This is a genomic window from Litoribacter ruber (assembly GCF_018500185.1).
Taxonomy (GTDB): domain Bacteria; phylum Bacteroidota; class Bacteroidia; order Cytophagales; family Cyclobacteriaceae; genus Litoribacter; species Litoribacter ruber.
The window spans coordinates 77,892-90,354 of record NZ_JAHBGI010000009.1 but is presented as its reverse complement, the minus strand read 5'-3'; the positions used below and the strand labels follow the sequence as shown (position 1 = coordinate 90,354).

Annotated in this window: 13 protein-coding genes; 8 read left to right on the top strand and 5 right to left on the bottom strand. The window is 45.0% G+C overall.

Features of this window, described 5'->3' with window-relative positions; all coding sequences use genetic code 11:
* Window positions 1-145: 145 nt before the first annotated feature.
* Window positions 146-490 carry a bacillithiol system redox-active protein YtxJ gene (gene ytxJ, locus KIH41_RS13005; protein ID WP_213944566.1) on the bottom strand — a complete coding sequence of 115 codons (345 nt, stop codon included), beginning with the start codon at window positions 488-490 and terminating at the stop codon, window positions 146-148.
* A 340-nt stretch (window positions 491-830) separates the two neighbouring features.
* On the opposite strand from ytxJ, the gene KIH41_RS13000 reads away from it, so the two are divergent.
* Window positions 831-2,219, top strand: a complete 1,389-nt coding sequence (locus KIH41_RS13000; RefSeq protein ID WP_214162649.1) for a DUF4403 family protein — start codon at window positions 831-833, stop codon at window positions 2,217-2,219.
* The gene (locus tag KIH41_RS12995; protein WP_214162648.1) at window positions 2,220-2,786 is read left to right on the top strand and encodes a TlpA family protein disulfide reductase; all 567 of its coding nucleotides are present in this window, start codon (window positions 2,220-2,222) and stop codon (window positions 2,784-2,786) included.
* On the opposite strand, the gene KIH41_RS12990 is transcribed toward KIH41_RS12995, so the two are convergent.
* Genes KIH41_RS12990 through KIH41_RS12980 form a run of 3 tightly spaced genes read right to left on the bottom strand, consistent with a single transcriptional unit; the run spans window position 2,783 to window position 5,335 of the window.
* Window positions 2,783-3,520 (bottom strand): ZIP family metal transporter, encoded by a 738-nt coding sequence (locus tag KIH41_RS12990; protein WP_214162647.1) that lies wholly within the window; start codon window positions 3,518-3,520, stop codon window positions 2,783-2,785. The two genes, KIH41_RS12995 and KIH41_RS12990, sit on opposite strands and share 4 nt — an antisense overlap.
* The gene (locus KIH41_RS12985) at window positions 3,510-4,271 is read right to left on the bottom strand and encodes a class I SAM-dependent methyltransferase (RefSeq protein WP_214162646.1); all 762 of its coding nucleotides are present in this window, start codon (window positions 4,269-4,271) and stop codon (window positions 3,510-3,512) included. Before KIH41_RS12985 ends, KIH41_RS12990 begins: the two co-directional genes overlap by 11 nt.
* Window positions 4,271-5,335, bottom strand: a complete 1,065-nt coding sequence (locus tag KIH41_RS12980; RefSeq protein ID WP_214162645.1) for an FAD:protein FMN transferase — start codon at window positions 5,333-5,335, stop codon at window positions 4,271-4,273. The genes KIH41_RS12985 and KIH41_RS12980 overlap by 1 nt, the downstream gene beginning before the upstream one ends.
* Before the next feature lie 159 nt (window positions 5,336-5,494).
* Here KIH41_RS12980 and ruvB point away from each other — a divergent pair, with 159 nt between their 5' ends.
* Complete coding sequence (gene ruvB / locus KIH41_RS12975; RefSeq protein ID WP_213944560.1) at window positions 5,495-6,532, top strand: Holliday junction branch migration DNA helicase RuvB; 1,038 nt, start codon at window positions 5,495-5,497, stop codon at window positions 6,530-6,532.
* 2 nt (window positions 6,533-6,534) lie between these two features.
* A complete protein-coding gene (gene queG / locus KIH41_RS12970; RefSeq protein WP_213944559.1) occupies window positions 6,535-7,467 on the top strand; it encodes a tRNA epoxyqueuosine(34) reductase QueG in 933 nt (310 codons plus the stop codon).
* 85 nt (window positions 7,468-7,552) lie between these two features.
* Here queG and KIH41_RS12965 read toward each other — a convergent pair whose 3' ends face one another.
* Window positions 7,553-7,744: a hypothetical protein gene (locus tag KIH41_RS12965; RefSeq protein WP_143959582.1), complete on the bottom strand. Its 192-nt coding sequence runs from the start codon at window positions 7,742-7,744 to the stop codon at window positions 7,553-7,555.
* Window positions 7,745-7,861: 117 nt separating this feature from the next.
* Between KIH41_RS12965 and KIH41_RS12960 the strand changes: the two genes are divergently transcribed.
* The 4 genes from KIH41_RS12960 (at window position 7,862) to KIH41_RS12945 (ending at window position 12,428) form a co-directional block, all read left to right on the top strand.
* Entirely contained in the window at window positions 7,862-9,295 is a 1,434-nt protein-coding gene (locus tag KIH41_RS12960) for a BatD family protein (RefSeq protein ID WP_214162644.1), read from the top strand.
* Window positions 9,296-9,300: 5 nt separating this feature from the next.
* On the top strand, window positions 9,301-10,377 hold the full coding sequence (aroC, locus tag KIH41_RS12955; protein ID WP_214162643.1) for a chorismate synthase: 1,077 nt from the start codon (window positions 9,301-9,303) through the stop codon (window positions 10,375-10,377).
* 22 nt (window positions 10,378-10,399) lie between these two features.
* A complete protein-coding gene (locus KIH41_RS12950) occupies window positions 10,400-11,770 on the top strand; it encodes a dicarboxylate/amino acid:cation symporter (RefSeq protein ID WP_213944556.1) in 1,371 nt (456 codons plus the stop codon).
* A 73-nt stretch (window positions 11,771-11,843) separates the two neighbouring features.
* Window positions 11,844-12,428: a NifU family protein gene (locus KIH41_RS12945; RefSeq protein ID WP_213944555.1), complete on the top strand. Its 585-nt coding sequence runs from the start codon at window positions 11,844-11,846 to the stop codon at window positions 12,426-12,428.
* The last annotated feature ends 35 nt before the right edge of the window (window positions 12,429-12,463 follow it).

Below are 12,463 nucleotides of genomic sequence, written 5' to 3'. Positions count from 1 at the left end.
ATTGACTTTTAGACTGCGAATCCAGATGAAGGTTTAATCGGAAATTGAGGGATGTTTTGAATGGGGAATGCGGGTTGCGAGCGGTTAAAAAATAGTTTAAAAAAAGCCCGGCTTTTACACCGGGCTTTACTTCAATCTACTCTATTTACAAACTGGAACTTTCTGATAAAATCTCCTTATAGTTGATTCCCATATGGCTGGTGTCATAGACCGCTTTGCCATCTTTGACCAAAATAACCTGAGGGGATTCATGCTGAACGCCAAACTCCTCGGCGATTTGATTTGAGATTTGCCTGTAGCTGATCAAATCAAGGTAATAAGGCTTGATATGGGAAGTTTCGGATTCCTTCCAACTTCTGGTCAATCGGTCAATGGCCATGCCGCTAATGGAGCATCTGGTGGAATGCTTGAATATCATGATGGGCTGGCTGTGGCTTTCTTTTTTTATATCTTCTAGTTGCGTGGTGTTCTCTAAATTGGTCCAGTTCATTTGTGCATTTTTATGATAACTAACTGCTAACAAAAGTAGCAGGGTTTAAAATTCCCTCCAACCGCAAAATCATGCGATACGCTGGATTATAGTTTTTTAAGAAAAAAGAAACCTTTGAAATTTGACTATTTTGCGCCACTATCGTTATTCTTGTGAATTAGATGACGATTCGCAATGATGCACTTTGATTGACTGGACGGAAGACCGAAGACCGGTGACCGAAGCCTGGCCGTGGTGGGACCGAAGACGGGAGACGGAAACGGAAGATAGCCCCAGGCTAGCAACGTGCCAAGATTCTGGCAGTTTTAAATAGCGGATATACATAATTAGAAAAAAGACAATGCGCAAATTCTTATATATAGCTTTAATTACTTTTGCATTCAGTGCCTGCAAAGGTATCAATCCTGAAAAACCCAAGTCCTCCCAGCAGGCAGCCCCTTTGCCAGAGGCCAAATCATCGATTTATTTTCCTCTGGAAATACCCTTGAGCTCTATCGAACAAAAGCTCAATCAGGAATTTAAGGACCTCTTGTTTGCCGAAAAGCAGATCCCTGTAGGCAGCGGCCTGACCACAGATGTGGAGGTGACCAAAACCGGCAATGCCAAGCTTTCCCCTTACATGGACAAAAAGCTGATGTTCCAGTTGCCCATGCACTTAAAAGGAAAGCTTAATGTGGAGAAAAAGTTATTTGGCCAGACCATTTCCACAGCCATTCCTTTTGACGAAATGCTGGCGCCGGAGATCAGTTTCCGTCCGGAAATTGGAGAGGACTACAGCATACAGTTTGCCGATGTGCAGATTGAGGGATGGGGCCGACCTTTACAGTATGAGCTGTTGGGATATAAATTGGATCTGGATCCCCTATTGAGAAAACACCTGCAAAAACTGCTTGAAAGCCAATTGGTGGCCAATAATTTCCAAGGCGTGAATTTCAGAGGCGTATTGCAGAGTGCCTGGCAGAATTTCAGCGAGCCGCTGCCCTTTTCCCAAAATGGCCATCAGGCTTTTGTGACCACAAGACCTCACACCTTATTTCTCACCGAAGAGATCAGCGGGCAAAACCTGAAGCTGCATGTGGGTCTGGAAGGAGATGTAGCCACCACCGTTGGCCAAAAGCCAGCGGTAAAAAGCAACCAGTTGCCAAAATTGGCAAAAAATAACCTGTCCAAGAAGGGCGCAGACATCACCCTGCCCATCAGCATCGGGTATGCCCAAATTGATCATTATCTGAACACAGAACTAGTTGGCGAGCTATTTCAGATTGAAAAAGGCACGGTTTTGATACCAAAGAAATTTACGACGCAGGATTTTGGAGACAGGGCGCTTGTCAAAATGAATTTTACCGCAAAAAGAACCGGAAAAAAAGACCTGAGTGGAGATTTGTACTTGGTGGGCAAGCCGGCTTACGACAGTGAGCGCGAAGCCATCTATTTTGAAGAAATTGAGTTTGACCTCAACACCAAAAACTTGTTGGCCAACTCGGCCAACTGGCTTAAGCAAAACAAAATCACGACGGAAATTGAAAAAAGAGCCTTTTTCCCAATAGGGGAATATCTTGAGGAGGCAAAGACTGAAATCAGGAAACACAGCGACATTCAAACTGATTTTGCTTCCATTTCAATAAAAAACCCTAAATTGGATGTACTTGGAATATATACGACTCCTGAGGATGTGCGCTTATATCTACATTCTACCGGAGACGTTGATGTCAGGATTAAACAACTTTAAATGAAAAAGCATTTTTTACTCATATTCGCCATACTTTTTCCCTTGATGAACATGGCGCAATCCACCACCAGTCAGCAGGAAAAGTTGACTAGGATGAAAACCGTCAACAACGGGGAAAAGGCACCATTGGGTCCCTTGGTGGATGTGAATGGAAACTCAATTAACTTTTCCGAGTTTGAGGGAAAATTGTTGGTTTTGGATTTCTGGGCAAGTTGGTGCGGCCCGTGTATTCAGCAAACCCCATATTTCGAGGCTTTGGCCGAAAAATTCGGGGATCAGGAGGTGGAGTTTGTTAAGATATCCATTGATGACAGGCAGGAATATTGGGGCGATTATGTCACCAAGCGCAATTGGACCACCAACAGTTATTGGATAGGCACCGATGAGTCAAATCCCATTTACCCATTCGTTTATTACAACTATAAAGAAAAGGATTTTGAGGGAGTGGTGATTGCAGTGCCCAGATATGTCATTATATCCAAAGAAGGCAAAATCCTAAACAACCAAGCCTACAATCCAAGCCATCCCAGGCTGGAAAAAGAAATCCAGAAGTACCTCAAGAATTAAATTACGTATTCGGACAGAATGGCGAGGCCGGCTGCCAGCATAATAATGAGCAACTTTTGGAGCTGAAACTTATGCTGCGGGCTACTTTCAAAGATAATGGTGGTAGAAATGTGCAAAAAGCCTCCAGCCACCAAGCCAAACAGCATATTGATGGTGCTTGGTCCGATGATCGCCTGGCTATAAAGTAGGTCTGTGGACAGCATGCCAAAAGGCGAGGCCAGGGAAAAAACCACCAAAAGAATCAGCACCAGCCGCTTTTTCAGCCTAGTGAGCAATACGGCCACCAAGGCAAAAGCCTCAGGGATTTTATGCAAAATCATCCCTATCAGCAAGGTCTCACTCCCATGGTGATGACCTGAAAGTTCGGGTTGCTTGGACAGGAGTGTACCTTCCAAAAAGGCATGCAAAAAGAGGCCTACCATCAGCGTGGTAACGGTATTTCCCTTATGCGAATTACCATGCGTATGCAGGTGTCCGTGCTCAATCCCGGAAGACATAAATTCCAATAACTGCTGCAACAGAAAGCCCAATAGAATGTAAAGCCCCATATAATAGGCAGATTGCCTGTCAGCAAAAAGCTCCGGGAAAATATGGAGAATGGTGATGGAAAACAGGTAGGAACCGGCGAAAATCAGGACCTTTTTAAAATCCTGTTCACGCCAATGGGGCACCAAAATCGCCACTAGGCCGGCCAGCAAGGCCGAAAAGAAAAGCAAACCAAAATTAATGAGCATGCGTTGGTTTTTGAGCTATAAAAATCATCCTGTCACTTTCGTGAAAACTAAAGGGATTCAAATCATAATCCCCATAAACTACTTTCAAGTCCAACCCTACTTTTTCAAAGAAGTGCTCAAACTGCTCTTCTCTCAGTACCTGTACTCTCTCCTGAAAATGGTATTCACTGCCATCTTCAAAATTAATATCTTTGACGATAAAGCCATGCTCAACCGCTTTGCGGATTTCAAACTTGACGCCATCCACGTTTTTCACCTCATAAGCCTTCATGGAATCGATCACCTTGTCAGGATTCAAATAATCCAGAAGAAAGTATCCGCCAGGCTTGAGGGCTTCACACACAGATTGGAATACGCGGAGATTATCCTCTTCCTCACTAAAATAGCCAAAGCTGGTGAATAAATTGACTACATGGGAAAATTTGGATTTTGCATACACCTCCCGCATATCATGCACATCAAAATCCAAAAGTTCGTTTTCAAAACTCTTGGCATAGGCAATGTTTTGAGGAGAAAGGTCCAGTCCCGTTACCCGATGGCCTTTTTGATTTAAATAAATGCTATGTCGTCCCTTGCCACAAGCCAGATCCATCACGTGGGCAGAACTGTCAAACTTGAAATAACCATCTACATTATCAATAAACCTTCTGGCTTCGGCAAAATCCCTGTTTTTATATAAAATATGGTAATATGGACTGTCGAACCATTTACCGAACCAATCTTTCTTGTCAACCGCTTCAATTCTATCCATTAATCTCTATCTATAAATGAAATAAATGGTTTTAAACCTTCACTGACAAAGGTCTCCAATTTTCCTTCCTCATCATTGAATATCAAAAGCATCTCAAAGGCTTGGGAGGACTCCTGCAAGGCAATAGCTTCTTCAGTTCCCATTACCATCAAAGCAGTGGCATAGGCATCGGCCAGCATGCAGTTTTCCGCCACTACGGTGGCACTAAGCAGGCTATGTCTTACTGGAAAACCTGTTTTGGGACTTATAGTATGAGAGTATTTGATGCCATCTCTTTCATAAAAATTCCGGTAGTTACCGGAAGTTGCCAACCCTTGGTTATCCAAAGCTATGATGCTGAAGAGGTCGTCTTTCGCACCCGCCTCGTCCGGCTGGTTGATGCCAACCTTCCACAGTTCCCCGTTTTCATTGACACCCCGGGCTACCAATTCCCCCCCGATTTCCACCAGCATGTTATAGATGCCCTGCTCTTCTAAAAAGTCTACCACTACATCCACCCCATAGCCTTTGGCAATGGCACTAAAATCCAAATATACCCCCGGCTTGGTTTTCCACACCTGGTTGCTATCGTATCCGATCAAGTTGAAGTCGACCAGTCGAAGTAAATCATTAATTTCCGTACTGTCCTTCCGCTGTGCACCTTCAGGGCCAAAGCCCCAAACATTCACCAAGGGGCCTATAGTGGGATCAAAAGAACCCTTCGTCAATTCAAAAACCTCCCGGCTGGATTCCAGCACTTCCAAAAAATACGGACTCTCAAACTCCAAGGTATCCTGACGATTAAATCTGCTGATCTCGGAATCCTCGATATAGGTAGACTGGGATTTGTTAAAAGCTACTAATACGGAATCGATCTGCTTTTTGAAATCCCTGGACTGCTCGTCCAGGTAGACCACTCGGTAGGTGGTGCCCATAGTTTGACCTGTCAAAATCACTCTCCCATCCTGTTCCACGGTGGTTGCCTCGCGTGGATTTTGTTGATTTTGCCTGTAAAGGAATACGATAAAGACAATCAATAATAAAATGATGGAGTAAATGACGTTTTTTCGGGCGTTGTTTCGCATATTCAAGGAAATTTCCTGCAAAGGTAATGGATTCTCAACAATTTTGCCGTTAGGCTTTTCTTAAAGCCATGTGGACGGAAAAATAGTTCCTGCCCGACATTGTTGCTGTGAATGCCCGAGCAGATGCTTATCTTTGTGGTTCCAGAATAAATAAAGCGCATGAGAGAAGATTATTTGAGCGGAGAAAATGAACACCTGAGCCAAAGCGACAGAGAAATAGAAAAGGCCTTGCGCCCGCTTTCTTTCGATGACTTTACTGGACAGTATAAAATTGTAGAAAACCTTAAAATTTTCGTGTCCGCGGCAAAAAAACGCGGGGAATCCCTCGACCACGTACTGCTGCACGGACCTCCAGGTTTGGGAAAAACCACCCTGAGCAATATTATCGCCAATGAATTGGAGTCCAATATCAAGATTACCTCTGGACCGGTGTTGGACAAACCTTCCGATCTTGCCGGTCTTTTGACCAACTTGGATGATGGTGATGTACTATTTATCGATGAAATCCACCGGCTCAATCCCATTGTGGAAGAATACCTTTATTCTGCCATGGAGGACTTTAGGATCGACATCATGCTGGATTCGGGTCCTAATGCTCGTACGGTACAGATTTCATTGAACCCCTTTACCTTGATTGGGGCTACTACCCGATCAGGATTGCTGACTTCACCGTTGAGGGCAAGATTTGGGATCAATGCAAGGCTGGAGTATTATGACGCCAAGCTCTTAACCACCATTGTGAGCCGGTCGGCCCATATCCTAAACACCCCAATCGATGAAATTGCGGCCTATGAAATTGCCCGGAGGAGCAGGGGAACGCCGAGGATTGCAAACAATTTATTGAGAAGAACCAGGGATTTTGCAGAGATCAAGGGGAATGGTAAAATCACCCTTGAAATATCGAAAATAGCCCTTAATGCTCTGGATGTGGATGAAAATGGCTTGGATGAAATGGATAACAGAATCCTGCTGACCATCATCGAGAAATTTAAAGGCGGTCCGGTGGGGCTGGGCACCATAGCCACAGCCTGTAGTGAGGAAGCGGAAACTATTGAAGAGGTGTATGAGCCGTTCCTGATCCAGGAAGGTTACCTCAAGAGAACCAGCCGCGGACGAATGGCTACCGAACTGGCTTATAAGCACTTAAATATCAAATCCAATTTTGGCGGCGCCACAGGCACGCTGTTTTCGGAATAATCATGCCCTTCAACCCTGACCATAATGCACATATCATCAAAAGCCTGGCTCAAGAGCTGGGTTTTGATTTTTGTGGCATTGCCCGAGCAGGCTTTTTGGAAGAGGAAGCTCCCAAGCTGGAAGAGTGGCTATCGCGGAATTACCAGGGCAAAATGGCCTACATGGCCAACCATTTTGACAAAAGGCTTGATCCGAGGCTTTTAGTAGACGGCGCCAAAACGGTCGTGAGCCTGATCTATAATTATTACCCTCCGGAAAGATTGCCAGAGGGCAAGGACGACTATAAAATCGCCAAGTATGCATATGGCAAAGATTATCATTTTGTCATAAAAGATAAATTGAAAGAATTTCTTTTTAACCTGCAGGAAAAGCTTGGCGGGATCAACGGAAGAGCATTTGTGGATTCCGCACCGGTGATGGAACGGCAATGGGCCGCCAAGTCCGGAATCGGGTGGCTGGGAAAAAACAGCCTTCTTTTAAACCGAAAAATGGGAAGCTTCTTTTTTTTGGCAGAACTCATCATCGATCTTGAAGCTACTCCGGACATTCCCATGGCTAAGGATTATTGCGGAAGCTGCACCAAGTGCATAGACGCGTGTCCCACGGATGCCATCACCCAGGCTGGAGTGGTGGATGGCTCAAAATGCATTTCGTATTTCACAATAGAATTAAAAGAAGAATTGCCTTCGGAAATGAAGGGCAAATTTGAAAACTGGATGTTTGGCTGCGACATCTGCCAGGATGTGTGCCCTTGGAACAGGTTTTCAAAACCCCATCAGGAAGAACAATTTTTACCCCACCCAGAATTAGAGGACATGAATAAGCGGGATTGGGAAGAAATAACGCAGGAGACTTTTGGAAGGCTTTTTCAGAAATCCGCCGTGAAAAGAACGAAATTGGCGGGATTGAAGAGGAATATTGATTTTTTGAAGTAAGGAAGACGGGAGACCGAAGAATTTTAAAGACCGAAGACCGACAAGCATAAAAAAACCTCCTTTTTAGGGGAGGTTTGAAAGTTATTTATGCTGCTATTTGCGTAAAGTGTTTGTTTAGTACTGGTCCGTAAAGGTTGGAGAAGGTGCCGTAACACCATGTTTTGAACTCTTGCACTTCTGACGGAACCAATAAACTTAAGCCTTTTTTCAATTCCTTTTCAAAAAGCTTTTTGTCAAAACTCACCTTTAATAAAATGGTCTTAACGTACTCTATCATGGCTCTCTAAATTTAGGTTTATATTAAATAATATTAAAATCTCATACGGCTTCCCGAACAGTTTGTTACGTTTAAAATATACTTATTAATTTGCAGTTAATAAGTGTAAAGCCGGCTATGAACATAACGTATTTGAAACCCATACTATTACTCCTGATATCCTTTTATTGTCTGCCTCTGCTGGGCCAGGATGTTCGGATAGAACTTGGACCGGATGAAATCGGGGTCAATGAAACGTTCAGCGTAAAAATAGTAATTTCCAATGAAAAAATAAAATCATACGATCAATTTCCTGAAATAAATGGATTTCAAAAGCAAGGAATCTCACAATCCTCTTCCATGAACATCGTGAATGGGCAGATGACGAGCACCAATAGCGTGATCCAATATTACAAACCTATCAGGCAAGGAACTTACCGCGTGGAGCCCTTTAGCATGACAGTGAACGGCACTCAGGCCCGCTCGGACGGAAAAAGCGTCACCGTGTCCGACGCCAGGCAATCCCAAAGAAGGGGAAGAGATCCTTTTGACGATTTTTTTGGAAGGGAGGAAGAAGTAGAATACGTGGAAGTAGATGATGAGGCTTTTTTTTCCATGGCAGTGGACAAAAATGAAGTATATGTTGGGGAAGGCTTTAATGTCTCTTTAGCATTTTACATGGCCGAATCCAATCAGGCCCCATTCCAATTTTATGAGCCAGGCAGGCAACTTGAAGAGATTATTCGGAAAATCAAACCTACCAATGCCTGGGAGGAAAATTTCAACGTAACCAATATTCAGCCGGAGCGGGTCGAAATCAACGGGAAATTCTGGACACGCTTCAGGGTTTACGAGGCCACATTTTACCCTTTTGCCGAAGGCCAAGTAGAACTCCCACAGGTAGGCTGGCAGATGATCAAATACAAAATCGCCAAAAACCCCTCCTTTTTTGGCAGCAACCGCCAAGAGGATTACAAAACCTTTTATTCCTCGGCCAAAGAGGTTAAAGTCAAAAAACTACCTCCACACCCGTTGAGAAATGAGGTAAGTGTGGGGAATTTCCGACTTCGCGAAAACTTTAGCCGCAAGGAAGCCCAAACCGGCGAGGGCTTGACCTATACTTTTGGCATCACCGGAGAAGGAAACATCAACTCCATCCAGCCACCGCGCAAAAACAACCTTCAAAAACTCAATACCTACGATCCAAATGTGCGCCAGCAGATCAACAGGGGACGAGGCAGAGTGACTGGCCTGAAGGAGTTCAGCTACTTCATGAGCCTTAACGAACCTGAGGAGATCCATCTCAAGGACCATTTTGAATGGATATTCTTTAACACGGCCTTGGACAGATATGACACCCTCCGACCGGGAGCCATCCTTGCCGTGTCGGGCGAGAGCAAAACCAACCAGGCTATATCTACAAACCGACTGGGGGGAATCTACGATTTAATCGAAGTAGAGGACAATAAACTTTTAAACCATCGATATAAGTATTATTTTTCCACCTTTATTAATATTCTGTTAGTTGCAGCCGTAATTCTATTGGCTGTGTTGATAGTGAGGAAAAAATAAACTAGATGGGCAATTCATTTGGGAGGGTATTTAGAATCAGCACTTTTGGCGAGTCGCATGGCAAAGCTATAGGTGTGATTGTAGACGGTTGCCCGGCGGGCTTGGAGATTGATGAGGCATTTATTCAGAAAGAGCTGGAAAGAAGAAAGCCAGGCCAATCCAAAATCACCACGCAGCGCAAAGAGGGAGATGAGGTAGAAATCCTGTCAGGGACTTTTGAAGGAAAATCAACCGGCACCCCCATTTCCATGCTGATCCGAAACCAGGATCAAAAAAGCAAGGACTATTCTCATATTGCCGAGAGTTTCCGCCCTTCACATGCCGATTTCACCTATCAGGCCAAATACGGTCTGCGCGATTACCGCGGCGGAGGGAGAAGCAGCGCGAGGGAAACTGCTGCCAGAGTTGCCGCAGGGGCGATAGCCAAGTTATTACTCAAGCATTATGGCGTGCAAATAAACGCCTATGTAAGCCAAGTAGGAGAAATCAAACTCGACAAACCCTATCAGCAACTCGACCTCAGCCAAACCGACTCGAACATTGTAAGGTGTCCCGATGCCGCCCTGGCGGAGCAAATGATTGGCTATATTGACCTGATCCGAAAAGAAAGGGACACTGTGGGAGGAATCGTGAGCTGCGTAGTGAAAAACACGCCTGTCGGCCTTGGCGAACCGGTATTTGACCGGCTACACGCCGATTTGGGCAAAGCCATGCTAAGCATCAATGCGGTAAAAGGTTTCGAATACGGAAGTGGATTTGCCGGGATCGCATTGAGAGGCTCCCAGCACAACGATGAATTTTATACCGAGGAAGGGAAAGTAAAAACCAAAACCAACCATTCCGGGGGCATCCAAGGAGGCATTTCGAATGGCGAGGATATTTATTTCAAGGTGGCTTTCAAGCCTGTGGCCACTATCATGCAGGATCAGGCCAGCATCAATGAGGCTGGAGAAGCTGTCACGGTGTCGGGCAAAGGCAGACATGACCCCTGCGTGGTACCCAGAGCGGTACCGATTGTGGAAGCTATGTGCGCATTAGTCCTAGCTGACCATTTATTGCTCAATAAATTGAGTAAATTGTAAACCCAATAGTAATTCAGTAAAAATGCTTAAGAAAATCCCTTTACATACCCAGATCATCATCGGTCTGGTCCTTGGTCTTATTTTCGGATTGGTGGTCATCAAAACAGCCATCCCGCCGCAATTCACCTTGGATTATATCAAGCCGGTGGGTACTATTTTCATCAATGCCCTCAAGATGATCGCGGTTCCATTAGTATTGGCCTCCTTGATTGTGGGGGTTTCAAATCTGGGGGATATTTCCAAACTGAGCAGAATCGGAGGAAAAACCATTTTGACCTACATGTGTACCACGGTGCTAGCCGTTACCATTGGTCTTTTGATGGTGAACATTTTCAAGCCTGGAAAGAGCCTTCCTGAAGACACCCGTGAAAACCTGATGAGTCTTTACGATGACACCGCAGGTTCAAAAGCTACTGAAGCCGAACTGCTTCAGCAACAAAGCCCGTTGCAGCCTTTGGTGGACATCGTGCCAGAAAACGTGTTTGCGGCAGCTACTGACAATGCAAGCATGCTCCAGGTGGTTTTCTTTGCCATCATTGTGGGAATAGCCTTGCTTCAATTGCCAAAAGACAAGGCCACTCCGGTGATCGCCTTCTTCGATGGACTCAATGATGTGATCATTAAAATTGTAGGCTACATCATGATGATTGCACCATACGGTGTCTTTGCATTGATGGCTTCCCTGATTGTCGAAATTGCCGGGGACAATCCGGATTCGGCTGTGGAGTTGCTGTTGGCTCTACTTAAATATAGCTTGGTAGTACTGGGAGGCTTGTTTTTCCTCATCTTGGTGGTTTACCCAGGCATTCTCAAATTATTTACAAAAGTACCTTATATCGATTTTTTCAAAGCCATTCGTCCAGCACAGCTTTTGGCCTTTACCACCAGTTCTAGCTCCGCAACTCTTCCTGTCACCATGAAGCAGGTAGAAGAGGAAATTGGCGTGTCTGAGGAAGTCAGCTCGTTTGTACTCCCATTGGGGGCCACCATCAACATGGATGGAACCAGTTTGTATCAAGGCGTGGCAGCAGTATTCATTGCCCAAGCGCTTGGCATGGACCTTACACTAACACAGCAATTGATGATCGTATTGACCGCCACTTTGGCTTCCATTGGTTCAGCAGGTGTACCAGGTGCGGGGATAATTATGCTTATAATCGTATTGGAATCCATCAATGTGCCGGCAGCAGGTATTGCCCTGATCATCGCCCCGGATAGGATTTTGGATATGTTTAGAACTATCGTAAACGTAACCGGTGACGCCACCGTATGTACAGTAGTGGCAAGTACGGAAAATGAGCTGCCTGACGGGCTGATTAGAAGATCAAATCCCCTTACGGCCAACGCTCCCGAGGAGCAGACCACCCCGGTGGAAGTCGGAAATTCCAAATAAGCTGGGCATTTGCCGGAACTAAAACCGCCATTCTTTCATTAGATAAACTGAATAGATTTTAACAAACAAATATATGCTTCAAGCACAGAAAAGACCGGTACAGATCTACATGGAGGAAAATCCAAACCCAAACTCTTTAAAGTTTGTGGTTAATTTCATGCTGGCCGACGATGGAATCAGCTTTGACTACCCCGATGCGGAAAGTACCGAAAACTCGCCCCTAGCCAAAGAGCTTTTTAATTTTGCTGCAGTGGACCGCGTGTTTATCGCTTCCAATTTTGTGACTGTTACCAAGAAAGAGGATGTTGCTTGGGAAGATATCAGGGACCATGTAAGATCCCAGATAAAGGGATACCTGGAATCTGGTAAGCCAGCGGTCACTCAGGCTTTTGATAAGGATCCGCTATTCGATGAAAACGACAGTGAGACTGTCAAAAAGATTAAAGGGATTTTGGATGAGTATATCAGACCGGCCGTGGAGCAGGATGGTGGAGCGATAGTTTTTCACAGCTTTCAAGATGGGGTGGTGAAGGTGTTGCTGCAAGGCTCTTGCTCAGGCTGCCCATCAAGTACCGTTACCTTAAAGGCTGGAATTGAAAATCTGCTGACCCGTATGCTTCCCAATGAAGTCACGTCAGTAGAAGCCGAAGGCGTCTGATAAAAAAATCTAAGCCGATGCAGTCACTGACAGCA